The 25338-nt window shown below is 76.1% G+C and carries 25 protein-coding genes; 10 read left to right on the top strand and 15 right to left on the bottom strand.

Annotated features, from left to right (window positions below):
* Window positions 1-4: 4 nt before the first annotated feature.
* The 8 genes from murD to mraZ all read right to left on the bottom strand — a co-directional run bounded on the left by murD (window position 5) and on the right by mraZ (window position 9964).
* The gene (gene murD / locus ACI79T_RS01085) at window positions 5-1438 is read right to left on the bottom strand and encodes a UDP-N-acetylmuramoyl-L-alanine--D-glutamate ligase (protein WP_456608193.1); all 1434 of its coding nucleotides are present in this window, start codon (window positions 1436-1438) and stop codon (window positions 5-7) included.
* Between the two features lie 17 nt (window positions 1439-1455).
* Entirely contained in the window at window positions 1456-2532 is a 1077-nt protein-coding gene (gene mraY / locus ACI79T_RS01090) for a phospho-N-acetylmuramoyl-pentapeptide-transferase (protein WP_456608194.1), read from the bottom strand.
* On the bottom strand, window positions 2529-3920 hold the full coding sequence (locus tag ACI79T_RS01095) for a UDP-N-acetylmuramoyl-tripeptide--D-alanyl-D-alanine ligase (RefSeq protein WP_456608195.1): 1392 nt from the start codon (window positions 3918-3920) through the stop codon (window positions 2529-2531). The genes mraY and ACI79T_RS01095 overlap by 4 nt, the downstream gene beginning before the upstream one ends.
* On the bottom strand, window positions 3917-5479 hold the full coding sequence (locus ACI79T_RS01100) for a UDP-N-acetylmuramoyl-L-alanyl-D-glutamate--2,6-diaminopimelate ligase (RefSeq protein WP_456608196.1): 1563 nt from the start codon (window positions 5477-5479) through the stop codon (window positions 3917-3919). Before ACI79T_RS01100 ends, ACI79T_RS01095 begins: the two co-directional genes overlap by 4 nt.
* A 104-nt stretch (window positions 5480-5583) precedes the next feature.
* Window positions 5584-7437 (bottom strand): peptidoglycan D,D-transpeptidase FtsI family protein, encoded by a 1854-nt coding sequence (locus tag ACI79T_RS01105; protein WP_456608197.1) that lies wholly within the window; start codon window positions 7435-7437, stop codon window positions 5584-5586.
* A 3-nt stretch (window positions 7438-7440) separates the two neighbouring features.
* Window positions 7441-8106: a hypothetical protein gene (locus ACI79T_RS01110; protein ID WP_456608198.1), complete on the bottom strand. Its 666-nt coding sequence runs from the start codon at window positions 8104-8106 to the stop codon at window positions 7441-7443.
* Complete coding sequence (gene rsmH / locus ACI79T_RS01115; protein WP_456608199.1) at window positions 8103-9098, bottom strand: 16S rRNA (cytosine(1402)-N(4))-methyltransferase RsmH; 996 nt, start codon at window positions 9096-9098, stop codon at window positions 8103-8105. Before rsmH ends, ACI79T_RS01110 begins: the two co-directional genes overlap by 4 nt.
* A gap of 431 nt (window positions 9099-9529) precedes the next feature.
* Entirely contained in the window at window positions 9530-9964 is a 435-nt protein-coding gene (gene mraZ / locus ACI79T_RS01120; RefSeq protein WP_456608200.1) for a division/cell wall cluster transcriptional repressor MraZ, read from the bottom strand.
* Window positions 9965-10188: 224 nt separating this feature from the next.
* Here mraZ and ACI79T_RS01125 point away from each other — a divergent pair, with 224 nt between their 5' ends.
* From ACI79T_RS01125 to ACI79T_RS01135, 3 genes are read left to right on the top strand one after another with little or no spacing between them, the layout of a single operon-like run.
* Window positions 10189-11172 (top strand): AAA family ATPase, encoded by a 984-nt coding sequence (locus ACI79T_RS01125; RefSeq protein ID WP_456608201.1) that lies wholly within the window; start codon window positions 10189-10191, stop codon window positions 11170-11172.
* A 3-nt stretch (window positions 11173-11175) separates the two neighbouring features.
* Complete coding sequence (locus tag ACI79T_RS01130; protein ID WP_456608202.1) at window positions 11176-12528, top strand: DUF58 domain-containing protein; 1353 nt, start codon at window positions 11176-11178, stop codon at window positions 12526-12528.
* A complete protein-coding gene (locus tag ACI79T_RS01135) occupies window positions 12525-14870 on the top strand; it encodes a transglutaminase family protein (protein ID WP_456608203.1) in 2346 nt (781 codons plus the stop codon). The genes ACI79T_RS01130 and ACI79T_RS01135 overlap by 4 nt, the downstream gene beginning before the upstream one ends.
* A 16-nt stretch (window positions 14871-14886) precedes the next feature.
* Here the strand turns inward: ACI79T_RS01135 and ACI79T_RS01140 are convergent, their stop codons facing one another.
* The 3 genes from ACI79T_RS01140 to ACI79T_RS01150 form a co-directional block, all read right to left on the bottom strand.
* A complete protein-coding gene (locus tag ACI79T_RS01140; RefSeq protein WP_456608204.1) occupies window positions 14887-15288 on the bottom strand; it encodes a DUF3040 domain-containing protein in 402 nt (133 codons plus the stop codon).
* A gap of 164 nt (window positions 15289-15452) precedes the next feature.
* Complete coding sequence (dinB, locus tag ACI79T_RS01145; protein WP_456608205.1) at window positions 15453-16664, bottom strand: DNA polymerase IV; 1212 nt, start codon at window positions 16662-16664, stop codon at window positions 15453-15455.
* Between the two features lie 143 nt (window positions 16665-16807).
* Window positions 16808-17071 (bottom strand): hypothetical protein, encoded by a 264-nt coding sequence (locus ACI79T_RS01150; protein WP_456608206.1) that lies wholly within the window; start codon window positions 17069-17071, stop codon window positions 16808-16810.
* 244 nt (window positions 17072-17315) lie between these two features.
* Here ACI79T_RS01150 and ACI79T_RS01155 point away from each other — a divergent pair, with 244 nt between their 5' ends.
* The 6 genes from ACI79T_RS01155 (at window position 17316) to ACI79T_RS01180 (ending at window position 21488) form a co-directional block, all read left to right on the top strand.
* Complete coding sequence (locus ACI79T_RS01155) at window positions 17316-17708, top strand: TOBE domain-containing protein (RefSeq protein ID WP_456608207.1); 393 nt, start codon at window positions 17316-17318, stop codon at window positions 17706-17708.
* Window positions 17705-18532, top strand: coding sequence for a molybdate ABC transporter substrate-binding protein (modA, locus tag ACI79T_RS01160; RefSeq protein ID WP_456608208.1), 828 nt, complete (start codon window positions 17705-17707; stop codon window positions 18530-18532). The genes ACI79T_RS01155 and modA overlap by 4 nt, the downstream gene beginning before the upstream one ends.
* A complete protein-coding gene (locus ACI79T_RS01165) occupies window positions 18529-19332 on the top strand; it encodes an ABC transporter permease (protein WP_456608209.1) in 804 nt (267 codons plus the stop codon). Before modA ends, ACI79T_RS01165 begins: the two co-directional genes overlap by 4 nt.
* Entirely contained in the window at window positions 19329-20375 is a 1047-nt protein-coding gene (locus ACI79T_RS01170; RefSeq protein ID WP_456608210.1) for an ABC transporter ATP-binding protein, read from the top strand. The genes ACI79T_RS01165 and ACI79T_RS01170 overlap by 4 nt, the downstream gene beginning before the upstream one ends.
* Before the next feature lie 118 nt (window positions 20376-20493).
* Entirely contained in the window at window positions 20494-21081 is a 588-nt protein-coding gene (locus ACI79T_RS01175) for a nucleotidyltransferase family protein (RefSeq protein WP_456608211.1), read from the top strand.
* A complete protein-coding gene (locus ACI79T_RS01180; protein ID WP_456608212.1) occupies window positions 21078-21488 on the top strand; it encodes a molybdenum cofactor biosynthesis protein MoaE in 411 nt (136 codons plus the stop codon). Before ACI79T_RS01175 ends, ACI79T_RS01180 begins: the two co-directional genes overlap by 4 nt.
* 12 nt (window positions 21489-21500) lie before the next feature.
* Here ACI79T_RS01180 and ACI79T_RS01185 read toward each other — a convergent pair whose 3' ends face one another.
* Genes ACI79T_RS01185 through moaA form a run of 4 tightly spaced genes read right to left on the bottom strand, consistent with a single transcriptional unit; the run spans window position 21501 to window position 23892 of the window.
* A complete protein-coding gene (locus ACI79T_RS01185; RefSeq protein WP_456608213.1) occupies window positions 21501-22319 on the bottom strand; it encodes an SMP-30/gluconolactonase/LRE family protein in 819 nt (272 codons plus the stop codon).
* Window positions 22320-22349: 30 nt separating this feature from the next.
* Window positions 22350-22544 carry a hypothetical protein gene (locus tag ACI79T_RS01190; RefSeq protein ID WP_456608214.1) on the bottom strand — a complete coding sequence of 65 codons (195 nt, stop codon included), beginning with the start codon at window positions 22542-22544 and terminating at the stop codon, window positions 22350-22352.
* A gap of 42 nt (window positions 22545-22586) precedes the next feature.
* Window positions 22587-22832, bottom strand: coding sequence for a MoaD/ThiS family protein (locus ACI79T_RS01195; RefSeq protein WP_456608215.1), 246 nt, complete (start codon window positions 22830-22832; stop codon window positions 22587-22589).
* Window positions 22833-22836: 4 nt separating this feature from the next.
* Window positions 22837-23892, bottom strand: coding sequence for a GTP 3',8-cyclase MoaA (gene moaA, locus ACI79T_RS01200; RefSeq protein WP_456608216.1), 1056 nt, complete (start codon window positions 23890-23892; stop codon window positions 22837-22839).
* Between the two features lie 149 nt (window positions 23893-24041).
* Between moaA and ACI79T_RS01205 the strand changes: the two genes are divergently transcribed.
* On the top strand, window positions 24042-25280 hold the full coding sequence (locus tag ACI79T_RS01205) for an MFS transporter (protein WP_456608217.1): 1239 nt from the start codon (window positions 24042-24044) through the stop codon (window positions 25278-25280).
* The last annotated feature ends 58 nt before the right edge of the window (window positions 25281-25338 follow it).

Consider the following 25338-nt stretch of genomic DNA (forward strand, 5'->3'; position numbering starts at 1 on the left):
CGCGTCACCCCAGCGCCCGCACCGCGTCGGCGAAGGCCTGCCCGCGGTGCCCGTAGTCCCGGAAGACGTCCATGGACGCCGCGGCCGGCGCGAGCAGCACCGTGTCCCCGGGCCGGGCCAGGCCCGCGGCGGCGGCGACCACGCGGGCCATCGTCGTCTCGGCGTCGGTCCGGTCGGCGTCCATCGGTCCATCGTTCCCGCTGGCCACCTCGACGACCGGCACCGACGGGGCGTGTCGCGCCAGGGACTGCGCCACCACCGCGCGGTCCCGGCCGAGCAGCACGACCCCGGCCAGCCGGTGGGCGACGGCGGCGACGAGCGGGTCGACGTCGGCGCCCTTGAGCAGGCCACCGGCGATCCAGACGACCCGCGGGTAGGCGGCCAGCGAGGCGCCCGCGGCGTGCGGGTTGGTCGCCTTGCTGTCGTCGACGTAGTCCACCCCGTCGACGGTGGCGACGAGCACGTTGCGGTGGGCTCCGCCGCGGAAGCCGGCCAGCCCGCGGGCGACCGCCGCCACGGGCACGCCGGCCGCGCGGGCGAGCGCCGCGGCGACGAGGGCGTTGACGGTGTTGTGCGGCCCGGGCACGGGCAGCTCCGCGCGCGCCATGATCAGCTCGCCCGCCGGGTCGGCGGCGAACGCGCGGTCCACCAGCGTCCCGGCCCGCACGCCCAGCTGCCCGGGGGCGGGCTCGTCGAGGGTCACGGTGACCGGACGGGGATGGCCGGCGACGAGAGCCGAGGCGACCGGGTCGCCGGCGTCCGCCACGGCGATCGGCGCGCGCTCGAGGATGCGGGCCTTGGCGTCCCGGTAGGCGGCGAAGGAGCCGTGCCAGTCGGTGTGGTCGTCGGCGACGTTCAGCACCGCCGCGGCGGCCGGGGCCAGCGACGAGGACCAGTGCAGCTGGAAGCTGGAGAGCTCCACCGCCACCACGTCGTGGGCCGGGGCGCCGTCGCCGTCCCGGGCGGTGACCACCTCGACGAGGGGCCGGCCGACGTTGCCGGCGGCCACCGCGCGGTGCCCGGCGGCGGTGAGGATCGCCTCGAGCATGGTGACCGTCGTCGTCTTGCCGTTGGTGCCGGTGACGGCCAGCCAGGGCGCCGGCGTGCCGTCCGGGCCGGGGATGCGCAGCCGCCAGGCCAGCTCGGGCTCGCCGATGACCTCGACCCCGGCGGCCGCGGCACCGGCCAGCAGCGGCGCGTCGGGCCGCCAGCCCGGCGAGGTGACCACCAGGTCGAGGCCCTCGGGCAGGGCCTCGGGAGCGCCCAGCCACTCGGCGCCCCGGCCGGTCAGCTCGTCGACGGCCGGGGGCCGGGTGGCATCGGTGAGCAGCACGCGGGCCCCGGAGTCGAGCAGCACCCGCGCGGCGGCGGCGCCGGAGACGCCCAGCCCGGCGACCAGGACGGCGCGTCCGGCGACCACGGATCCCGTCGCGCGCACGGCGTGCTCCCCTCCGCTCACAGGCCCACGAAGTTCAGCCAGTCGGCGTAGAACAGCCCGAGGCCGAACGCGACCGCCATGCCCGTGACCAGCCAGAACCGCACGATCACGGTGTTCTCGGTCCAGCCGGCCAGCTCGAAGTGGTGGTGCAGCGGCGCCATGCGGAACACCCGCCGGCGGGTGGCGCGGAAGAAGGCCACCTGGATGATCACCGAGAGCGTCACCGCCACGAACAACCCGCCGAGGACGACGAGCAGCAGCTCGGTGCGGGTCACGATCGCCAGGCCCGAGAGCAGGCCACCGAGGGCCAGCGAGCCGGTGTCGCCCATGAAGATGCGCGCCGGGCTGGTGTTCCACCACAGGAAGCCCAGGCAGGCGCCCATGCCGGCGGCGGCCACCAGGGTGACGTCCAGCGGGTCGCGCACCGTGTAGCAGCCCTCGATGAGCTCGTTGGCGCAGTCGTGGGTGAACTGCCAGAAGGAGATGAAGATGTAGGCCGCGAAGACCATCGCCGAGGAGCCGGCGGCGAGCCCGTCCAGCCCGTCGGTGAGGTTGACGGCGTTGGAGAACCCGGCGATGAACAGGTAGGCCAGGATCACGAACGCGATCGGGCCGAGGGCCAGCGGCGCGATGTCGCGGACGTAGGACACCACCGTCGAGGCCGGGGTGATCCCGTTGGACGGGAAGTTGATCGCCAGCACGGCGAAGGTGACGCCGACGACGAGCTGGCCCACCAGCTTGGCCGTCTTGTTCAGCCCCAGACTGCGCCGGTGACGGATCTTCAGGTAGTCGTCGAGGAAGCCGACGGTGCCCATGCCGACCATGAGGAACAGCAGCAGCAGGCCGGTGGCGCTGAACCCCCAGCCGGACTCCCCGACGAACGCCAGGTGGGCGGCGAGGTAGCCGACCACGGTGGCACCGACGATGACGGTGCCACCCATGGTGGGCGTGCCCTTCTTCGACAGGTGGCTCTCGGGGCCGTCGTCGCGGATCTCCTGCCCCAGCCCCTGCCGCCGGAACGCGCGGATGGCCAGCGGTGTCAGCAGGATCGAGACGATCAGGCCGACGGCCGCCGCGATGAGGACGCTCCTCACTGCCCGGCACCGCCCAGCAGGTCGGCCGCGAGCAGCTCCAGGCCGTAGGAGCGACTGGCCTTGACGAGGACGACGTCCCCCGGGCGCAGCACCTCCGTCAGCCACGCAAGGGCAGCGCCCCGGTCCGGCACGTGCACCGACTCCTCTCCTGCGCGCCGCCCACCGGCGACCGCGCCCTCCGCTATGCCTACCGCATCGGCACCGACCGCAACGACCAGGTCGGCCCCGGCCGCGACCGCGTCCCGGCCCAGCCGCTCGTGCTCGGCGGCGGCGTCGGGGCCCAGCTCGGCCATGCCGCCGAGGACGGCGATGCGCCGCTCCCCCGGCAGCCCGGCGAGCGCCGCCAGCGCGGCCCGCATCGACTCGGGGTTGGCGTTGTAGGCGTCGTTGACCACGACGACGCCGTCGGCCCGCCGGTCGACCTCCATGCGCCAGCGGCTCCGGGTCTCCGCCGCCGACAGCGCGGCGGCGACGTCGGCGGGGCGCAGTCCGGCCGCCAGGGCCGCGCCCGCGGCCGACAGCGCGTTCGCGACCTGGTGCTCCCCGACCACGCGCAGCGCCACCGGGTGCCGCTCGCCGCCGGCGACCAGGGTGAACCGGGCGCGGGCCGAGTCGTCCAGGGCGACGTCGACCGCGCGGACGTCGGCCGCCGCGGACCGGCCGGTAGTGACCACGCGGGCGCTGGTCCGGGGGGCCATGCCCAGCACGCGCGGGTCGTCGGCGTTGAGCACCGCGGTGCAGTCGGCGGTCAGCGCCTCGACGAGCTCCCCCTTTGCCTGCGCGATGCCGTCGGCGCTGCCGAACTCCCCGAGGTGGGCGGAGCCCACGTTCAGCACGACACCGACCTGCGGCGGGGCCACCCGGCACAGACGGGCGATGTGCCCGGGGCCGCGCGCGCCCATCTCGAGCACGAGGAACCGGGTGTCCCGGTCGGCCGAGAGCACCGTGAGGGGCAGGCCGATGTCGTTGTTGTAGGAGCCGGGCGGGCTGACCGTGGGCCCGGCCGCCGCGAGCACCTGGCCGAGCAGGTCCTTGGTCGAGGTCTTGCCCGACGAGCCGGTGATGGCGAGCGTGCGCACGCCCGCGGCGGTCAGCCGCTCGTGGACCCCGGCGGCCAGTCGGCCCAGCGCGACCACCGGGTCGTCGACCACGACGCACGGCAGCGCCGGGTCCGGCCGGGCGGCCAGCGCGGCCACCGCGCCCGCCGCCGCGGCCGCGGGCAGGAAGTCGTGACCGTCGGCCCGCTCCCCCGCCACCGCGACGAACAGGTCGCCGGTCGCGACCGCGCGCGAGTCGAGGGTGACCGTGCCGGTGACGGCACCCTCCGGTGCGCCCACCAGGCGCCCACCGGCGAGCTCGGCGAGCTCGGTCAGCGACAGCTCGATCACGACGCCCCTCCGCTCAGGACCTCGCGCAACGCCGTGCGGTCGTCGAAGGGGTGCACCGTGCCCGCGATCTCCTGCCCCGTCTCGTGGCCCTTGCCGGCCACCAGCAGCGTGTCCCCCGGCCGGGCCAACCGCACGGCGGCGGCCAGGGCGGCCCGCCGGTCCCCCACCTCGAGCACCTCGGCGCCCCGGCCTGCGGGGACCTCGCCGGCACCGGCGAGCACCGCGGCGCGGATGGCGGCGGGCTCCTCGGAGCGGGGGTTGTCGTCGGTGACCACCAGGACGTCGCTGCCCTCCGCGGCCGCCCGGCCCATCTCGGGGCGCTTGCCCGGATCCCGGTCGCCGCCGCAGCCCAGCACGGTGATCAGCCGACCCGAGGTGGCGCCGCGCAGGGCGCCCAGGGCGGTGCGCACGGCGTCCGGGGTGTGCGCGTAGTCCACGACGGCGACGAAGGGCTGGCCGGCGTCGACCGGCTCCATGCGCCCGGGGACGACGGTCTCGGCCAGACCCGCCAGCGCGTCCTCGACGGCGACGCCGATGCCCTCCAGCAGCGCGACCGCCAGCACCGCGTTGGCCACGTTGAACCGGCCGGGCAGACGCAGCCGGGCCGGCCAGGTGCGGCCACCGGGCCCGTGCAGGGTGAACGCCGAGCCGCCGCCGGGCGCCGTCGTGACGCCGGACGCGGTCCAGTCGGCGGCTGCGCCCTCGCTGCTGGCGACCGTCACCGGGCGCGGGCGGCCGGGGCGCGCCACGAGCCGCCGGCCGTACGGGTCGTCGACGTCGACCACCTCCACCGCGGCGCGGCCGTCGAACAGCAGGGCCTTGGCCTGGAAGTACTCCTCCATGTCGCGGTGGAAGTCGAGGTGGTCGCGGCCGAGGTTGGTGAAGCCGGCGGCGGCGAACCGCACGCCGCCGACCCGCCCCTGGATCAGCGCGTGGCTGGAGACCTCCATGACCACGGTGGAGACGCCCGCGTCGGCCATGCCGGCCAGCAGGGCGTGCAGCGCCGGCGCCTCCGGCGTGGTGCGGATGCTGGGCAGCTCGGTGACCGTCGGGCTGCCGTCGGCGGCCCGCCCGCGGGTGCGGGCCTGCACGGTGCCGATCAGCCCGCTGGACCGCCCGGCCGCGGCCAGGCCGGCCTCGACCAGGTAGCTCGTCGTCGTCTTCCCGTTGGTGCCCGTGATGCCCAGGATCGAGAGCCGGCGGCTCGGCTCCCCGTAGACGCGGTCGGCGACCGTGCCGAGCACGGACCGCGGGTCGTCGACGACGCACACCGGCAGGCCGGTCGCCCGGGCCCGGTCACGGCCGGTGGGGTCGGTCAGGAGCGCCACGGCACCCCGGTCGGCGGCGTCGGCCGCGTAGTGGGCGCCATGCGTCCGGGCGCCGGGCAGCGCGGCGTACAGGAAACCGGGGGCGACCTCGGTGGACGCCAGGGTGACGCCGGCGAGCGCGACGTCGCTGCCGTTCCCCTCCGGGACGCCGATCAGGTCGGCCAGCGCGGCGAGGGGCAACGAGCGGTTCCCCGCGGGCCGGGGGCTCGTCCCGGGGTCGGTCGGGGTCACGAGGCTCCAATCTACCGGCGCGGACCCACCCGACCAGCGCACGTGCACGGGGCACCGCCGGGCGCGTCGCTCCCTCGTGCGGGGCGACGCGGCCGGGGCGCGGTTCAGGGGGTGCCGGTCAGCTCGAACTCGGGGCGCGGGGTGCCCGAGGGCACCACGCCGTCGGCGGTCAGCGCGGCCCGCATGATGTCGGCGAACACCGGCGCGGCGACCTGGCCGCCCTCCGCGGAGCTGGTGGGGCGCTCCAGGTCGACGGCGACGACGTACTGCGGGTCGTCCGCCGGGGCGAACCCCACGAAGGTGGTCACGTAGCCACCGCCGGCGTAGCAGTTGCACTCGGGGTTGGCCCGCTGCGCGGTGCCGGTCTTGCCCGCCACGCGGAAGCCCTCGACCTGGGCCAGCGGCGCGGTGCCGCCGGGGCCGACGACGGCCTCGAGCATGTAGGCCAGCTGATCGGCGGTCGACTCGCTGATGACCCGGGTGCTGGCCGGCTCGGCGGCGGGCTCGGGCCGGCCGTCGGCGCCGGTCACCGACGACACGATCCGGGGCTCGATCCGCATGCCCCCGTTGGCGATCGCCTGGTAGACCGAGGCCATCTGCAGCGTGGTGACCGAGACACCCTGGCCGATGGCCACGTTGGCGGCCCGCACCCCGCTCCACTCCGCGGACTCCTGGAGGATGCCGCGGCTCTCCCCGGGCAGCTCGATGCCGGTCTTCGCGCCGATGCCGAACGCCCCCAGGTACTCCTCGAGCTTCGCGTCACCGACCTCGCGGGCCAGCATGATCGTGCCGACGTTGCTGGACTTGGCGAGGATCCCGGTGACCGTCCAGTCGACCGGCTCGTGGTCGTGGGCGTCGGTGACCACGCGGTCGCCGGCCTGGATGTGGCCGTCGACCGAGAGCACCCGATCCGGCGTCGCGACGCCCTCCTCGACGGCGGCCGCGAGCGTCACCGCCTTCATGACCGACCCGGGCTCGAAGACGTCGGACACGAGCGGGTTGCCCAGCCGGGCGGGGTCGGTCTCGGAGTAGTTGCCGGGGTCGTAGCCCGGGCAGGAGCCCATGGCGACCACCTCGCCGGTCGCGACCTCCATCACCACCGCGGAGGCGCGGGTGGTGGCGCCGTCCGCGCACGACTCGGCCAGCCGCTGCTCGGTGACGAACTGCAGGTCCTGGTCGAGGGTCAGCGTGACGTCCCGGCCGTCGGTCGCCGGCGTGGCCTCGTCGATGCCCGACGGGATCGGGTGCCCCCCGCTGCCGACCTCCACGGTGCGCTTGCCCGGCGTGCCCGACAGCTGCTCCTCGAAGGTCTGCTCGATGCCGGCCAGGCCGCTCCCCTCGCTGCCGACGAAGCCGACGACCTGACCACCGACGGAACCCACCGGGTACAGCCGCTGCGGGTCGTCCTCGAGGAAGACGCCGGCGAGCTCGAGCTCCTCGATGGCGTCGGCGGTCTCCGGCGTGACCTGGGTGGCCAGCACGACGTACCGGCCGTCGGCGGAGAGCTGCTCGGTGAGCTCCGGCACGGGGACGCCGAGCAGCGTGGTCAGCGCCAGCGCCGTCCGGGCCGGGTCGCGGACCACGGTGGGGTCGGCCACCACGCGCGAGGCGTCCACCGTGTAGGCGAGCGGGTTGCCGTCCCGGTCGAGGATCTGGCCGCGGAGGGCGGCGATCGTGTAGTTGCGCAGCCGGTCCTGCTCCGCGGCGCTGGCGTAGGCCGCGCCGTCGATGCCCTGCAGCACGACGAGCTTCCCCACGACGAGCACGAGCAGGGTGATCAGGACGACCAGGCCCCACCGGTTCCGCCGGCCGCGCTGGTCGACCGAGAGGCCGGCGCCACCGCTCCGGCGGGTGCCGGGGGCCCGGCGGGAGACGAACGGGCCGGTCTCAGCCCGGCCCGAGGCCGACGCACGTGCGCTGCGGGGGCCGCCGCCGGGTCCACGGACGCTGCTCGGCACGGGTCAGTTCCCGTCCGACGCGCTGTCCGCGGGTGCCACGCCCTCCGCGGGTGCCACGCCCTCCGCGGGTGCCACGCCCTCTGCCGGTGCCACGCCCTCCGCGGGGGCGGACGGGGCCACCGGCGCAGGCTCCGGCTCCGGCGGTGCGGGCGCGGGCTCAGGGGTGCCGCGCATCGTCGTCGTCCCCTCGGGGCCGAGCACCAGGTAGCCGGCCACGCCCGCGGGCACCAGGCCGGCGGCGACCGCGCCGGCCGCGACGCCGGCCGGCGTGTTCCCGGACACGACGAGCTGCTCCAGCCGCTGGACCTCCTGGGCGCGGGCGGCGTTCTCCGTCCGCAGCTGGGTGGCCTTGAGCGAGTCGACCGCGATGGCGGTGTTGAGCACCAGCAGCCCCAGCGTGGTCAGGGCGAGGAGCGCGACGGCGAGCAGGACGAACGGCGCCTTGCGGGAGCGCAGCGCCCCGCGGGTGCGGGGACGGGACCGGACGGCGGCGCCGGTGGGCACCAGCCGGAGCTCCGGCCGGGGGGTGGCGCGACCGGCGCTCCGCGTCCCCGACAGGGAGGTGCGCGGAGCCGGACCGGTCGTCCGCGTCGAGCCGGTTCGGGGGCCGGCGGTCCGCGGCGCCGTGGTGTGCGGGGCGGCGGCGCGCACCGCTGCGGCGCGGGTCACGCCGCCCGCCGGATGCGCTCGGCCGACCGCACCCGGGCCGAGGCCGCGCGTGGGTTGGTGGCGGTCTCCTCGCCCGTGGGGGCCTCTCCCCCACGGGTGAGCAGCCGCAGGACCGGCCCGTGCTCGGGCAGCGGCACCGGCAGCTCCGGCGGGGTGCGGTCCACGGCACCCGCGGCGAGCGTCTGCTTCACGATCCGGTCCTCCAAGGAGTGGAAGGTGATGACCGCGATGCGACCGCCCACCGCCAGGGCGTCGATCGCGGCGGGGAGGGCGCGCTCCAGCGCACCCAGTTCGTCGTTGACCTCGATGCGCAGCGCCTGGAAGGTCCGCTTCGCGGGGTGCCCCCCGGTGCGCCGGGTGGCGGCGGGGATCGACTCGCGGACCAGCTCCGCCAGTCGCGCGGTGCCGGTGAACGGCTCGCGCGTGCGCTCCCGCTCGATGGCCGACGCGATGCGGGAGGCGAATCGCTCCTCGCCGTAGACGCGCAGCACCCGGGCCAGGTCACCGTGCGCGTAGGTGTTCACGACGTCGGCGGCCGTCCGTGGCGCGCCGGGGTCCATGCGCATGTCGAGCGGGGCGTCGACGGAGTAGCTGAACCCCCGGTCGGGCCGGTCGAGCTGGAGCGATGAGACGCCGAGGTCGAAGAGCACGCCCTGGACCTCGTCGATGCCGAGGCGGTCGAGCACGTCGGGGAGCTCGTCGAAGACGGCCGGCACGACGGTGACCCGCCCGGCGTGGCCGGCGGCCTCGATCCGGCGGGTGGCCTCGGCGCGGGCGTCCGGGTCGCGGTCGAGCCCGACGACGCGCAGCCCGGGGTGGGCGCCGAGCATCGCCAGGGTGTGCCCGGCCAGGCCGAGGGTGGCGTCGACCAGGACGGCGCCCTCGGCGGCGCAGGCGGGACCGAGGAGCTCGACGACCCGGTCGAGGAGGACGGGCACGTGCACCGGAGGCTGCGGGCGGCCCGGTGCGGCCGCGCCTCCGGTGCTGCTCATCGTCTGCTGCCTCTCGAAGGGTCCGGGATGGTGCGGCGATGGTGCCGCGCCGCGCTCGGCCGCGGGGGGACGCGGCGGCGGGCGGAGTGCGGGAGCGGGCGGGTGGGGCCCAGGGGGGCGGTGGGACGCCGTTCCGGTGGTGGGGCGGGGTGGGGGCGGTGGGGCGGAGTGGGGCAGCGGCACGTCGGACCGGGGTGGTCGCCGGCCCCGCGGGGTCCGCCTGGCGTCGGGGAAGAGCGTCAGGTGGCGCCTCGCGGGGCCGGTGGGGCAACCCCGCCGTCCGGGTGTCCCACCGCTGTCCGTGCGGTCCTCCGCTGTGGGACCGAGCCGCGGGGAAGGCGGCTGGGGCCCGGATCCGGTCGAGCCGCGGGGAAGGCGGCTCGAACGGTTGCGGCACGGAGGCCGGTGGGGGCGGGTGGGGCGTCCCGGGATCACGACAACGTCGGCATCCCCTCGCTCTCCATGTCGGCGAAGGCGGCCTCCTGCTCGGCCACGTAGGCGTCCCAGGTGGCGGAGTCCCAGATCTCGAACCGCGTGTCGACCCCGACCACGACGACGTCGCGGTCCAGGTGGGCGTACTCGCGGAGCGTCGCGGGGATGGTGATGCGGCCGGTCTTGTCCGGCTCCAGCTCGACCATCGACCCGAAGCTCATGCGGGCGCGCATCCGCGCCCCGGCGGTGTCGGAGGGCGCCATGGCGGCCATCGCGGCGCTCTGCTCGGCGACCCGGGCCATGGTGAGCCCGTAGATGCAGCGGTCCTGGCCCTTCTTGATCACCATGCCGTCGGACACCTGGTCGCGGAACCGGACGGGCAGCGCGAGCCGGCCCTTCTCGTCGAGGCGCAACTGGTAGCTGCCGACGAACACCGGATCACCTCCCGCATCGGTCCTCCCATGGCTCTGCAGGTCCCCTGGCGGAACCCTGCCTCCCCACCGGACGACACAGTAACCCACTGGCCCCCACCGGACACCACTCGACGCCGTGTCGCGACCCACCCGCTCCACGGGCGTCCCGGCCGCGCCGACCGGGGTCGGGCGGAGGCGGGGACGACGGCCCGCGCCGGGTCCCCCCTGCCACGTACGGTGGGGCGGTGACGGAGGCGACACGGGCCGCCGACGGGACGGCCGACGCGTCGGTCGACGTCGCCGCGGAGAGCGCGCGGATCGCGGCGAGCGTGAGCCGCGTCGTCCAGGGCAAGGAAGGCGTCGTCCGCCTGGCCCTGATCGTGCTGCTGGCCGAGGGGCACCTGCTCATCGAGGACGTCCCGGGGGTCGGCAAGACCACGCTGGCCAAGGCGCTGGCCGGGTCGGTCGACGCGAGCGTGCGGCGCATCCAGTTCACGCCCGACCTGCTGCCGAGCGACGTGACCGGCGTGGCGGTCTACGACCAGGAGACCCGGGCGTTCGAGTTCAAGCCCGGCGCGATCTTCGCCAACATCGTCGTCGCCGACGAGATCAACCGGGCCTCCCCCAAGACGCAGTCGGCGCTGCTGGAGTGCATGGAGGAGCGGCAGGTGACCGTCGACGGCGTCAGCTACGAGCTGGCCCGCCCGTTCATGGTGATGGCCACCCAGAACCCCCTGGAGATGGAGGGCACCTACCCCCTCCCCGAGGCCCAGCGCGACCGGTTCACCGCCCGGGTGTCCATGGGCTATCCCGACCCGGCCGCGGAGCTGGCGATGCTCGACGACCGCGCGACCATCGATCCCCTCGGTGCCCTGCGGCCCGTCGCCGACGCCGCCCTGGTCCGCTCCCTGGTCGCGGCCGTGGGCCGGCTGCACGTCTCCGAGGCGGTACGCCGCTACGTCGTCGCGCTCGTGGAGGCCACCCGCCGCTCCTCCGAGCTGCGCCTGGGCGCCTCACCGCGGGCGGGGCTGCAGCTGCTTCGCGCGGCCCGCGCGTCCGCCGCCCTGGACGGCCGGGACCACGTCCTGCCCGACGACGTCCAGGCCCTCGCCGTGCCGGTCCTGGCGCACCGCCTGCTGCTCAGCAGCGAGGCCTCGGTGAGCCGGCGCACGCCCGAGCAGGTGGTCGCCTCGCTGCTCGGCTCCGTGCCGGTCCTCCGCGGGCGCTGACGCGTGGGCGGAGGATCCGGCCGGGCGCGCTCGGCGCTCACGCTCCGCGGCCGCTGCCTGGTGGGTGGGGGCGCCGCGCTCGGCCTGACCGGTGCGGTGCTGGGCGAGCGGCCACTGGTCCAGCTGGCCGCCTTCGTCCTGGCCCTGCCGCTCCTCGCATCGCTCACCGTGGCCCGGGGGCGGTTCCGGATGACCACCCGGCGCAGCGTCACCCCACCGCGGGTGCCCCGTGGCGCGACGGCCGAGGTCGTCCTGCAACTGGGCAACGACGACACCCGCCGGGGCGGGCTGTGGCTGCTCACCGAGCAGGTGCCCGCGGCCCTCGGCCGCCACCACCGCTTCTCCGTGGCCGGCCTGGCCGCCGGCGCCTCCACCACCGTCCGGTACCGGCTGCTCGGCCGGCACCGGGGCCGCTACCAGCTGGGCCCGCTGCGGCTGCAGATCCTCGATCCCTTCGGTCTGGTGGAGCGCACGGTCGCCGGCACCGGCACCGCACCGCTGGCCGTGGTCCCGCGGGTGCGCCCGCTCGGCCGCGGAGGACCGGGCGGGGAGCACGGCAGCGGGGGCGACGGGGTCCGCCGCGCGCTGGCCGTCCACGGCGACGACGACGTCAGCGTCCGGGAGTACCGGCGGGGTGACGACCTGCGCAAGGTGCACTGGCGGGCCACCGCGCGCACCGGCGAGCTGATGGTCCGGCTCGAGGAACGCCCCTGGCGTGCCCAGGGCACGCTGCTGCTCGACACCCGCGCGCGGGCGCACCTCGTGGCCCCGGCGGGGCACACCACCCGGCAGGTCCCCGGGCCGCCCGGCGACGACTGCCCGCCCGGGGACAGCCTGGAGTGGCTCGTCGAGGCCGCGGCGAGCATCGGGGTCGCCCTGGTGCAGCGGGGCGCGGAGCTGCGGGTGGTCACCGAGACCGGCGAGCTGCCGCCGGCGCCCGGACGCGCCGGGCTCGGGGCCGAAGAGCTGCTGGACCGGCTGGCCGCCGTGGGGCCCTCGCGGGTGAGCGACCTGTCGGCCGCGGTGTCGGCGGCGTGCCGGGCGGCCGGCGACGGCCCGCTCGTCTGCCTGCTGGGCGCGGTGGGCCCCGACGACGTGGCCGACCTCGTGCGGCTGCGCCCCGGCCCGGCCACCGGCCTGGCGGTGCTGATGGACATCACCGGGTGGGGCGATCCGGTCCCCGGGCGGCGACGCGGTGTGGCGGGCGCCGCCCCCGACGCCCTGGCGGAACAGCGCGAGCAGGCCGCGGCGGTGCTGGCCGGCGCCGGCTGGCGGGTGGCCACCGCGGGCGCCGGTCAGGACGTCGCCGAGGTGTGGGCCGCGCTGGGCGCGGTCCCGGCAGGGGCATCGGCATGAGCCCGTCCGACGTCCGCACCCCCGTGGCCGCCGCCGTCGCCACCCTGCTCGGCGCGTTGGCCCTCACCCCCGTGTTCACCAGCCGGGCCTGGCTCCCGCCGGTGGTCCTCGTGGTCGCTGCGGTGCTGGCCGGCGGGCTGCTGCTCCGTGCCGCCGGCGCCCGGCTGACCACGCGGGCGGGCCTCCCGGGGGCCCTCGGAGGGCTCGGCACCGCGCTCGTGCCGGCCGGGCAGCTGGCGCTGGTCGCCTGCGTGCTCACCGCGGTCTTCGCGCCGGAGGGAGCGGTCGCCGGGGTGCTGCCCACCCCCACCTCCCTGGCCGGCCTCGCCGAGGTGTTCGGGAACGGCGCCGCCGAGATCCGGGAGCAGGCGACGCCGGCTCTGCCGCTCACCGGCCTCCTGGCGCTGACCACGCTGTTCGTCGGGCTGATCGCCGTCCTCGTCGACCTGGTCGCGGTCGCCGGCCGGCAGGCCACCCTGGCCGGGGTCGGCCTCCTCGTCCTCTTCTGCGTGCCGGTGGGCACGGTGATCGGCGGGGTGGGCCTGGCGGCCCTGGTGGGACCTGCCGCCGGCTTCGCGCTCCTGCTGTGGGCCGACCAGCGCCGGACCCTGGACGAGCCCGGCGGTGAGCCGGTCACCGGTGGCACGGGCGGTGCGGTGCGCATCGCCGTGACCGCCGTGGCCGCCGGCGTCGTCCTCGGCGCCGTGGTGCCCACCCTCCCGGAGGGCTCGTTCGCCACCGGGCTCGGCGGTGGCGCCGGCTCGGCCACCGGCACCTCGCTCGACCCGGCGGCGGAGCTGCGCGGGCAGCTGACCCTGCCGGAACCGATCGAGCTGCTGCGCGTGGCCTCCTCCGTGGACGACCCCGGGTACCTCAGGTCCGTGGCCCTCGACGAGTACGACCCGGCCGACGGCTGGTCGCTGAGCAATCTCGACGGCGAGGTATCCGTCGCCGACGACCAGCCCCTCGCCCCACCACCGGATCTGCCGGTCCGGACGGTGACCGCCGCGGTCGAGGTCCTCGAGCACGACGACCGGTTCCTGCCCGTGCCCTCCGTGCCGCAGTCGGTGCAGCTGGACGGCGACGGCGACGCGTGGCGGTTCGACGCGGCGACCGGCACGATCTTCGGCCGCGACGTGACGAGCGCGGGGCTCTCCTACCGGGTGAGCGCCGTCGAGCCCCGGCCGTCGGCGGAGCAGCTGGCCGGTGCCGAACCGCTGCCGCCGGGCTCACCGGTCCAGGAGCGCTTCGGCGCCCTCCCCGAGCTGGACCCGTCCATCGGGGAGCTGACCGCCCGGCTGACCGCCGGCGCGACGACGGCCTACGAGCGGGTACGGCGCATCCAGACCTACCTGATCGACCGGTCCAACGGGTTCACCTACAGCCTCTCCACCGCCCCCGGGACCAGCGGCGACGACCTGGTGGACTTCCTCCGCCTCAAGCGCGGCTACTGCGAGCAGTACGCCGGCGCCATGGCGGTGCTGGTCCGGCAGTCGGGCCTGCCGGCGCGGGTGGCGCTGGGGTACACGCCCGGCGACGTCCAGCGGGACCGCAGCCGGCTGATCACCAGCGACGACGCCCACGCCTGGGTGGAGGTCTTCTTCCAGGGCTACGGGTGGGTTCCGTTCGACCCGACGCCGCTGGGTGCCGCCCGGCAGGTGGACCTGCCGTGGTCACCGCGGGACGCCGACGAGGACCGGGTCGACGCCGCGCCCGCCGTGCCGGCCCCGAGCGCGGCCCCGGCGCCGGTCGCGCCCCGCGGGGACCGCCTGCCCGAGGCGGTTCCGCAGGCCGGTGCGCCGGAGCAGACCGGGACGTCGCTGCGGCCGCTGCTGGTGACCGGGGGCCTGGTGACCCTGGTCGCGCTGCTGCTGGCATCGCCGGCCGGGCTGCGCGTCCTGCAGCGCCGGCGCCGGCTGGCCGGGGAGGGCGCCGACGGGCTCTGGGACGAGCTGACGGCCGGCGCCGTCGACCTGGGGGTGCACCTGCACCCGTCCTGGACCCCGCGCCGGGTGGCCGACGCGCTGGCCACGACCCTGACCCGCGGGCCGGGCGGCCCGTCGGTGGCGTCGTCGGTGGCGTCGGTGCGGGAGCTGGCCCGGGCGGAGGAGGCAGCCACCTACGGGCGGCCGACGGACGGCCGCCCCGATCCCGGCCTCCGGGCGGCGCTGCGGACGGCCCGCCGGGGACTGGCGGCGGCGCGGCCGTGGCCGGTGCGGCTGCGGGCGCTGCTGTGGCCGGCCTCGCTGGTCGCGGACGTGCGCACCGCGCTCCCGCGGTGGTGGCGCGACGCCACCGGCCGCCGTCCGAGGAGGACGACGGCCGGGGAGGCAGGAGCGTGAGGGCTGCCGGCCGGAGCTACTGGTCGTAGCGGCGGCGGAAGCGCTCCTCGAGGCGGCTCTTCATCGGCTGCTTGCGGGCGCGGCCACCGCGGCCGGCGGCCGTCGAACCGCGCGGCCCGGACGGGCTGTCGGTGACGTCGACGGCGCCGGTGGCGCCCCGGTAGTTCAGCACCCCGAGGGCAGCACCACCGAAGGCGATCAGGAAGCCCACGACGCCGAGCGGCACGGACTCGGCGACCGCGCCGCCGACGAGGACGGCGAGGCCGACCAGCACCAGCAGCGCGCCGAGCTGCAGCTTGCGGCGGGCTTTGTTACGGCGATCGCCGGTGCGCACCGAGGAAGCGAACTTGGGATCGTCATCGACGAGGGCGCGCTCGATCTGCTCAAGCAGACGCTGCTCGTGCTCGGAGAGCGGCACGTCGACCTCCAAATGGGCGGAGCCAGTTCCGTCGGAGGCTCCCGCCGACGGTACATCCGAGGATACGAGCCGATTGCAAGGCGCGAAAGGCGACGCCGCCGCGACCCGCCGGGCGAGCGCGCCGATCACTCCTCCGGGTGGCCGCACCGGCGCGAACGCGCTGGTCAGCGCCCGGTGGCCCCGGTCGGCCCCGCCCGGTGCAGGAGCGTCGCCGGGCGGACGGCGCCGGCCCCGAACCGGCGGGCGGCGCGATCGGCGGCCAGCTCGGCCTCCCGGCGCCCGTGCTCGCGCGCCCCGAGCTCCAGCTGGCGAGGCGCCGACCCGGCCTCGACGAGCCGTTCGGCCCGGACGCCGACGAGCCGGATGCGGGCCCGGTCGAGCCCCAGGGCGTCGTAGAGGGCGCGGGCGGTGTCGTAGAGCTCCTGCCCCACGTCGGTGGGCGCCCCGAGCGTCCGGCTGCGGGTGATCGTCGCGAAGTCGGCGAAGCGCACCTTGATGCTCACCGTGCGGGCGAGGCTGCCGGACGAGCGCAGCTGCCCCGCCGTCCGCTCCGCCAGGCGCAGCAGCTCCCGGTGGACGACCACGGGGTCGTCGACGTCGGTGGCGAAGGTCTCCTCCGCGCCGGTGGAGCGCTCGGGTTCGTCCGGGACGACCCGACGGGGGTCGCGCCCCCAGGCGAGCTCGTGCAGGTGGGCGCCCGCGGCCACGCCGAGGGCCCGCTGCAGGGTCTTCGCCGGCACGTGCGCCAGATCGCCCACCGTGCGCAGCCCCAGCCGCAGCAGCGTCTCCTCCGTCTTCGGACCCACGCCCCACAGCGCGCCGACCGGCAGCGGGTGCAGGAACCCCATGACCTCGGAGGGCCGGACGACCAGCAGCCCGTCGGGCTTGGCCCGGGTGGAGGCCAGCTTCGCCACGAACTTGGTGCCGGCGACGCCGACCGAGCAGGTGATGCCCTGCTCGTCGAAGACCCGGGCGCGGAGGTACTCGCCGATCTCCGCGGCATCGCCCAGCCGGCGACCGGCACCCGAGACGTCGAGGAACGCCTCGTCCAGCGAGAGCGGCTCGACCAGCGGGGTGATCGACCGGAACAGCGCCATCACCGCCCGGGACACCTCGGTGTAGAGCGCCAGGTCACCCGGCAGCACCGTCGCCGTCGGGCAGAGCCGCAGCGCCCGTGCGGTGGGCATGGCCGCGTGCACCCCGTAGCGCCGGGCCTCGTAGGTGGCCGAGGTGACCACGCCCCGGTTGCCGGCCCCGCCGACGATCACCGGCGTGCCGGCCAGCTCCGGGTGCCGGCGCACCTCGACGCTGGCGAAGAACGCGTCCATGTCGACGTGCAGCACGGTGCAGCCGGCCGCACGCGCACTCTCCCCCACGGCCACCTCCAGCACGTCGCCCCGTGGATCGAACGTGTGTTCGATCCACGGGGCGACGATAGCGGTCAGCGGCGGGGGGGGGGGGGGGGGGCCCCCCCCCCCCGATCCGCTGCTCCGCCGACGTGGCGGCGGTGCTCACCGAGTCAGTTGTTCGTCTCGGTCTCGAACTCGGTCTCGGTCTCGGTGTCGACCTCGGTCTCGGTCTCGACGACCTCTTCCTCGGTCGAGGTCTCGGTCTCGGTCGGCTCGAGGGTCTCGGTGACCTCGGTCTCGAGCTCCTCGGTCTCCGTGAGCTGCTCGGTCTCGGTGACCTCGACCGTGCCCTCCTCCTCGCCGCAGGCCGCGAGGCCCAGGGCCAGGAAGCCGGAGAAGGAAGCAGCGGCGATACCGCGGGTGAGCTTGTTCATGTCGTATCCCTCGTTCGAAAGCGGTGGATCTGCGGTCGGTCCTGTTCCATGTCCGCTCAGGCCCGCCCTATTCGGCATCCGGTGGTAACGACTTGGTGACGAAACAATGTGCGCAACGATGTGGCGGCTCGCGCGTCGGCGCCCGGACCGGTGGGTATCGCTCAGGGTCATTCCACATCCGTCGATCCGCATACGCGGACGCATTGGCCGCCGTTGTCCGCGCCTGCGGAGTTAGACTGCGCCGGTGCCTGCCAGCTACCGCATCGCCGAGGCCGCCGCGCTGCTCGGTGTGAGTGATGACACGGTCCGCCGGTGGATCGATGCCGGCCGGCTGACCGCCCGTCGGGACGGTGCTGGCCCGGCCGTCGTGGACGGCGCCGAGCTCGCGCGGGTCGCCACCGAGCTGCGCGACGCCCCGGAGCCGGGGACGACGCCGTCGTCCGCCCGCAACCGGCTCAGCGGCATCGTCACCCGGGTCGTGCGCGACACCGTGATGGCGCAGGTGGAGCTGCAGGCCGGGCCGTTCCGGCTGGTCTCGCTGATGTCCCGCGAGGCGGCCGACGAGCTGGGCCTGGAGCCGGGGGTGCGGGCGGTGGCCACGGTCAAGGCCACCCAGGTCAGCGTGGACGTGCCGTGAGACGGGTGCCGGTCCTGCTGGTCGGCTGCCTCCTCGGGCTGGCCGGCTGCGGTTCGCCGCAGGGCGACGCGCCACCGGGCGTGGCGGAGGAGGGCCCGGCTGGCCCGGGCGATCCCGGCCTGACGGGCACGCTCACCGTGCTCGCGGCGGCCTCGCTCACCGACGTCTTCACCGTGCTGGAGGAGCGGCTCGAGGGCGCCAACCCGCAGCTGGAGGTGCGGTTCAGCTTCGCCGGCAGCTCCGCGCTGGCGGCCCAGGTGCTGCAGGGCGCCCCGGCCGACGTGCTCGCCACCGCGGACGAGGCGCAGATGGCGCGGGTGGCCGACGCCGGGCTGGTCGGCGATCCGGAGGTCTTCGCGGAGAACCCGCTGGTGCTGGTGACGCCGGCGGAGAACCCGGCCGGCATCGAGCAGCCGGACGATCGGAGCGGGACCCCGGGCCTGGCCGACCTGCTCCTGGCGGACCTCGCGCTCGCCGTCTGCGCCCCGGAGGTGCCCTGCGGGGCGGCCGCGCAGCAGGTGCTCACCGCCTCGGGCTCCCCGGCCTCCCCGGACACCTACGAGGACGACGTCCGGGCCGTGCTCACCAAGGTGGTGCTGGGCGAGGTCGACGCCGGGCTGGTCTACCTCTCCGACGTCTCCGCCGCGGGGGACGACGTGCGTGCGTTCGCCTTCCGCGAGTCGTCGGCCGCGATCAACCGCTACCCGATCGCAGTCCTGGCGGCGTCGGGCAACCCGGCGGCGGCAGAGGCGTTCGTCGACCTGGTGCGCTCCCCGGTGGGGCAGCAGGCCCTGGCCGACGCCGGGTTCTCGCCGCCGTCGTGAGCCGCGCCCGCGAGACGACCCGGGTGCCGGCGCCGCTGCTGGTCCCGGCCGCTCTCGCCGTCGCCTTCCTGGTCCTGCCGCTGGCGGGGCTGCTGGTGCGCACCCCGTGGTCCGAGCTCGGCGCGCAGCTGGCCGCGCCCGGGGTGGGCGAGGCGCTGCGGCTGTCGCTGGTCTCCGCCACGCTCGCCACCGGGCTGTCGCTGCTGCTCGGCGTCCCGCTGGCGTGGGTGCTGGCGCGGTCCCGCATCCGCGGCCGCAGCGTGCTGCGCGCGCTGGTCACCGTCCCGCTGGTGCTGCCACCCGTCGTCGGCGGCGTCGCGCTGTTCCTGGTGCTCGGCCGGCAGGGGATCATCGGCAGCTGGCTCGACGACGCCTTCGGCATCACCATCCCGTTCACCACGACCGCCGTCGTCATCGCCGAGACGTTCGTGGCCATGCCGTTCCTCGTCATCAGCGTGGAGGGGGCGCTGCGGGCGGCCGACGGCCGTTTCGAGGACGTCGCCGCCACGCTCGGAGCCGGCCGCTGGACGACCTTCCGCCGCGTCACGCTGCCGCTGGTCGCTCCAGGCATCGCCGCCGGCGCGGTGCTGTGCTGGGCCCGGGCCCTGGGCGAGTTCGGCGCGACGATCACCTTCGCCGGCAACTTCCCCGGCACGACGCAGACGATGCCGCTGGCGGTGTACCTGGCGCTGCAGCGCGATCCGGACGCGGCGATCGTGCTCTCCGTCGTGCTGCTGGCGGTCTCGCTGGCCACCCTCCTGCTGCTCCGGGACCGCTGGCTCGGCCGGGCGGCGGCATGAGCCTGGCCGCGACGGTCGACACCCGGCGGGGGACGCTGCACCTCGACGTGGCGGTGGAGGTCGCCGACGGCGAGGTGCTCGCCGTCCTGGGCCCCAACGGGGCCGGGAAGTCGACGCTGGTGCGCGTCCTGGCCGGGCTGCTGCGCCCCGACTCCGGCCGGGTCGTCGTCGACGGCGAGGTGTGGGACGGCGGGGGAGTGTTCGTCCCCGCCCACCGGCGACGTCTGGGCATGGTGTTCCAGGACGCGCTGCTCTTCCCGCACCTGAGCGTGGCCGACAACGTCGCCTTCGGGCTGCGCACCCGCGGGACCGGCCGGGCGGCCGCGCGGACGGTCGCGGCGGAGTGGCTGACCCGCGTCGGGCTCGACGGGCTGGGGAGCCGGCGGCCCGCCGAGCTGTCCGGCGGCCAGGCGCAGCGGGCCGCGCTGGCCCGCGCGCTGGTCGGCGACCCGGCCCTGCTCCTGCTCGACGAGCCGCTCTCGGCGCTGGACGCGCGGACCCGGCTGGTGGTCCGCGCCGAGCTGCGCCGGCACCTCGCCGGGTTCGGCGGGAGCACGGTGCTGGTCACGCACGACCCGGTGGACGCGATGGCGCTGGCCGACCGCGTCGTCGTCATCGAGGAGGGGCGGGTGGTGCAGGCCGGGACGCCGGCAGACGTGAGCCGTCGCCCGCGCACCGACTACGTCGCCCGGCTGGTCGGCCTGTCCCTGCTGCCCGGCACGGCCGAGGGGCGGCTGGTGCGCCTCGACGACGGGGGAGCGGTGGCGGTGGCCGAGGAGGCGGCCGGCCCGGTGTTCGCGGCGGTCCGGCCCGAGTCGGTGTCCCTGTACGCCTCGCGCCCGGACGGCAGCCCGCGCAACGTCTGGCCGGCCCGGCTGGTCGGGGCGACCCCGCACGGCGCCACGGTGCGCTGCGAGCTGGCCGGCGAGGTGCCGCTGATCGCCGACGTGACCGCGCCCGCCTTCGCCGAGATGGGGCTGGCCCCGGGCGCGGACGTGTGGGCGAGCGTGAAGGCCTCCGAGGTCGCCGTCTACGCCCGCTGAGACAGCACGGTGATCAGGTGACCTGATCGTTCTGGGTCCTGGCTCACCATCGGTCGTGAGCCAGGACCCGTTGTGATCAGGTCACCTGATCACGACGGGGGCCTGGGAGGGTGGGGGAGTGAGTGCACCGATCGTCGCCGCCGTCGTCCTCGCCGCCGGGGGCGGCCGCCGCTACGGGATGCCGAAGGCGCTGGTCGAGTACGAGGGCAGCCTGCTGGTCGAACGCGCCGTGGCGACCGCGGCCGCCGTCTGCGATCCGGTGCTGGTCGTGCTCGGGGCCCGCGCGGTCGACGTGTGGCGCAGTGCCCGGCTGGAGAACGCCGTCGTGCTCGCCAACAAGGACTGGGAGACGGGGATGGCGTCCTCGCTGCGCACCGGCCTCGACGGCCTGCGCGGGTGGCCCGGGCGGGTGGACGCGGCGCTGATCACCCTGGTGGACATGCCGGGGGTGACGGCCGAGGCGCTGGCCGCCGTGTCCGCCGCCGCGGCGCCGGACGTGCTCGCCGTCGCCACCTACGGCGGCGTCCGCGCCCACCCGGTGCTGCTCGGCCGCGACCACTGGGCCGGGGTGGTGGAGACGGCGACCGGCGACGAGGGGGCCCGGCGCTACCTGGCCGACCGGGACGTCGTCGAGGTGGACTGCACCGGGTTGGCCGATCCGACCGACCTCGACGTGCCTCCGCCCGGGGTACCTTCGGGCCCGTGATCGCCCGGGTCGTCGATGCGCCGCTGTCCGTCGCCGAGCACGAGGACGCCGTCGCCGACAAGGCCGCCGGCGCGGTGGTCTCCTTCGCCGGCGTGGTCCGCGACCACGACGGCGGCCGGTCGGTGACCGAACTCGAGTACGTCGGCCATCCGAGCGCGCCCGACGTGATCGCGGAGCTGGCGGAGGAGTTCGCCGCGCGGCCCGGCGTGCACGCCGTCGCCGTGAGCCACCGCGTCGGGCTGCTCGGCATCGGCGACGTCGCCCTGGCCTGCGCCGTCAGCACCTCCCACCGCGGCGAGGCGTTCGCCGTCTGCGCAGAGCTCGTCGACGAGGTGAAGAAGCGGTTGCCGATCTGGAAGCGGCAGGTCTTCACCGACGGCGAGGAGGAGTGGGTGGCCTGCCCCTGAGGGTGCGGTCCGCTATCCGGCGAACTCCCGCGCCGGGAGGCCGGGCACGGCGACGGGCACGCGGAACAGCGAGCCGGCCAGCGGGTCGTCGTCCGGGCCGAGCCCCTCGCGCGAGGTGGTGACGAAGAGCTGGTCGAGCTCCGGTCCGCCCAGCGTGCAGGCCGTCACCTGCGCGGTCGGGATCTCCACCACCGCGTCGCAGTGGCCGTCGGCGTCGTAGTGGTGCACCGTGCCGCTGCCGTACAGGGCCACCCAGACGCCGCCCGCGCTGTCGACGGTGAGGCCGTCCGGGTTGCCGTCGTCCGGGAAGCGCACGAACGGGCGGCGGCCGGTCAGACCGGTGTCCCGGTCGTAGTCGAAGACGTCGATGCGGTGGGTGGCGGTGTCGGCGTAGTAGGCCCGCGACCCGTCCGGGCTCCAGTCCAGGCCGTTGGAGATGGTGAGGTCGCCCAGCACGCGGGAGACGGTGCCGTCGGGGTCCAGCCGGTAGAGCGCCGCCGCGCCCGGCCGCTGGTCGTAGGCCATCGACCCGCACCAGAACCGGCCGTCGGGGTCACAGCCTCCGTCGTTCATCCGGATCGAGCGGTCCGCCCAGACCGGGTCGAGGGTGCGCAGCGCGCCGTCGGCGTCCAGCAGGGCGAAGCCCCGCTCGACGGCGACGACCGCCCCGCCACCCTGGCGCGGCCGCATCGCCGCGGCGACGTCGCCCACGTGCTCGCGACGGACCGTTCCGTCCGCGTCCAGCGCGAGGACGTCACCGGCGAGCATGTCGACCCAGCGCAGCCCGCCCCACCGGGCGGACCAGACGGGGCCCTCCGCGTGATGGGCCACCGGCCCGGTGACCTGTTCCGCCTGCACGGGTCAGCGCGCCCCGGCCAGACCGTCGTCGTCCGGCTTCCCGTCGCGCTCGAGTTCGGCCTCCTCGGCCTCGGCCTCGAGCCGGTGCGCCGCGCCGTCGATCGTCGCGGCGGCGTCGCCGTGCGACTCGCCGTACAGCTCCTCGGCCCGGCCGAACAGCTCCTCGGCCTTGACCTTGGCCTTGTCAAAGATGCCCATGCGCGCCATTCTCCCGGACCGATCAACCCCCGGCGAGAGCGTTCATCCCCCGGCGAAGGGCGGGAGGACGTCGACCACCGAGCCGGGCGACAGCGTGGCCGCCCGGTCACGGGTCTGCGTGCCGTCGATCAGGAACGAGCAGGCGGTGAGCACCCGCTCCAGCCGCTCGCCGTGGTCGGCGACGATCTGCCCGACCAGCTCGTCCAGGCTGCCGGCCTGCCGGGCCTCGGTCTCCACGCCGGCGGCCGCCCGGGCCCCGGCGAAGTACCGCACCGTCACGTCGCTCATCGGGTCAGCCCCCGATCGCCGACATCGGCCGGCTGGGCTGGAGGAACGACGGGTCGTCGATGCCGTGGCCGGGCAGCTTGCCGAGGGTGGCGATCCGCCAGCGGTCGGCGATCTCGGCGTCGGTGGCACCGTCGCGCAGCGCCGCCCGCAGGTCGGACTCCTCGCGGGCGAACAGGCAGTTGCGGATCTGCCCGTCGGCGGTGAGCCGCGTCCGGTCGCAGGAGCCGCAGAACGAGCGGGTCACCGAGGCGATCACCCCGACCGTCGCCGGGCCGCCGTCGACCAGCCACCGCTCGGCCGGCGCGGAGCCGCGGGCCTCGGTGTCGGGTGTGAGCGCGTGTGCTGTGGAGAGGCGCTCGAGGATGTCCTCGGCGGTGACCATCTCGCCGCGGGTCCAGGCGTGGTGGGCATCCAGCGGCATCTGCTCGATGAAGCGCAGCTGGTAACCGCGCTCCAGGCAGAAGTCCAGCAGCGGGACGGCGTCGGCCTCGTTGATCCCGCGCAGCAGCACGGCGTTGACCTTGACCGGCGTGAGCCCCGCCGACTGCGCGGCCGCCAGCCCGGCCAGGACGTCGTCGAGCCGGTCGCGGTGCGTGAGCTGCTTGAACCGGTCGCGGTCGACGGTGTCCAGGCTGACGTTGATCCGGTCCAGCCCCGAGGCGGCCAGCGCCGGCGCCACCCGGGCCAGGCCGATGGCGTTGGTGGTGAGGCTGACCTCCGGGCGGGGCCGGAGCGCCGTGACCGCCGCGACGATGCCGACCAGGCCCGGGCGCAGCAGCGGCTCGCCGCCGGTGAAGCGGACCTCGCGGATGCCCAGCTGCTCGACGCCGATGCGCACCAGCCGGACGATCTCCTCGTCGGTGAGCACCTCCACCTTCGGCAGCCAGTCCAGCCCCTCGGGCGGCATGCAGTAGGTGCAGCGCAGGTTGCAGCGGTCGGTGAGCGAGACGCGCAGGTCGGTGGCGGTGCGGCCGTACCGGTCGACCAGGCCGCCGGAACCCGCGGCTCCCGGGTCCACGGCGCGCCGCACCGTGGGGTCGGGGAGCGAGGCGCTGGTCATGGCCCGAATGTAGCCGCGACCGCCGACGGATGCGGGCCCGTAATCGCGGTGACCACGTGACCGTGGCGTTGCTACCGTCGCACCGCCACCCGAGAGACCGGCGGAGGACGTCCCGCACTCGCCTGTGGCCAGGAAGCGCGAGAAGAACCGTGTCACCCCGCACCCTCTTGGGCCCGTACCGCCAGCTGTTCACCGTCCCCGGCGCCTCCTCCTTCTCCCTCGCCGCCTGGCTCGGCCGGTTCCCGGCGCCGATGCTCGGCCTGGGCGCGGTCCTGCTCGTGGAGGGCGAGTCGGACAGCTACGCCCTGGCCGGCGCGGTGTCGGGCACCCTGGCGCTGGCGTTCGCGGTGGCCGGTCCGCAGTGGGCGCGGCTGATGGACCTGCGGGGGCAGGGGGTGGTCCTGCGCGTGGCCCTGACCGCGACCCTGCTCACCGGCACCGCGTTCGTCGCCGCCGTCGTGGGCGGGGCGCCGCGCTGGAGCTGGTTCCTGCTCGCTGCGGCCACCGGCCTCAGCAGCCCCAACATCGGCTCGCTGGTGCGGGCGCGCTGGTCGGCGGTGCTCGACCCGGTCGGCCGGCAGACCGCCTACGCGTTCGAGGCGGTGGTCGACGAGGTGGTCTTCGTGCTGGGCCCGCCGCTGGTGACGCTGCTGGCGACCCTGATCGCGCCGCCGGTCGGCTTCCTCACCGGGATCGCGCTCGGCGTGGCCGGCGGCTGGTGGCTGGCCGCCCAGCGCGGCACCGAGCCGCCGCTGCACCCGGTCGACCCCTTCGCCCCGAAGCGGCGCCGGTCGGTGCTCACCCCGACACTGCTGGTCGTCGTCGTCACCTACATGGCGGTCGGCACCGTGTTCGGCGCGATCGACGTCGTCGTCGTCGGGTTCGCCGAGGAGGAGGGTGCGCACGCCCTGTCCGGCCTGGTGCTGGCGGTGTTCGCCCTCGGCAGCCTGTTCGCCGGGCTGGTCTACGGCCTGGCGAGGCTGCCGGGGACGCTGGTGAGCCGCTTCGCCGCCACGGCCGTGGCCTTCGGCCTGGCCGCGCAGCTGCTCTGGGGTGTCGGCTCGCTGCCGGTGCTGATCGGCTGCGGCTTCCTCGCCGGGCTCACCATCGCACCGGTGCTGGTGTCCGGGACGTCGCTGGTCGAGTCCCGCGTCGCCCCCGGTGTGCTCACCGAGTCACTGGCCTGGACGATCACCGGCCTCACCCTCGGGGTCACCGCGGGCTCGGCGCTCGCGGGGGCGGCCGTGGACGCCTGGGGCGCCGAGGCGGCGTTCGCCGTCCCGGCCGGGGCCGCCGCCCTCGCGGGGCTGCTCGCGCTGGGCGGAACGGCGCTGATCGGCGAGCGCCGGGTCCCCGCAGGATTGGTTGAGGACCGCACCACCGGGTAGGCGGCGAAGGGCCCGATTGCGCGCGACCGATCGCGCGGTCCGCGGCGCCCACCCCCGA

The organism is Blastococcus sp. SYSU DS0619 (genome assembly GCF_054051035.1).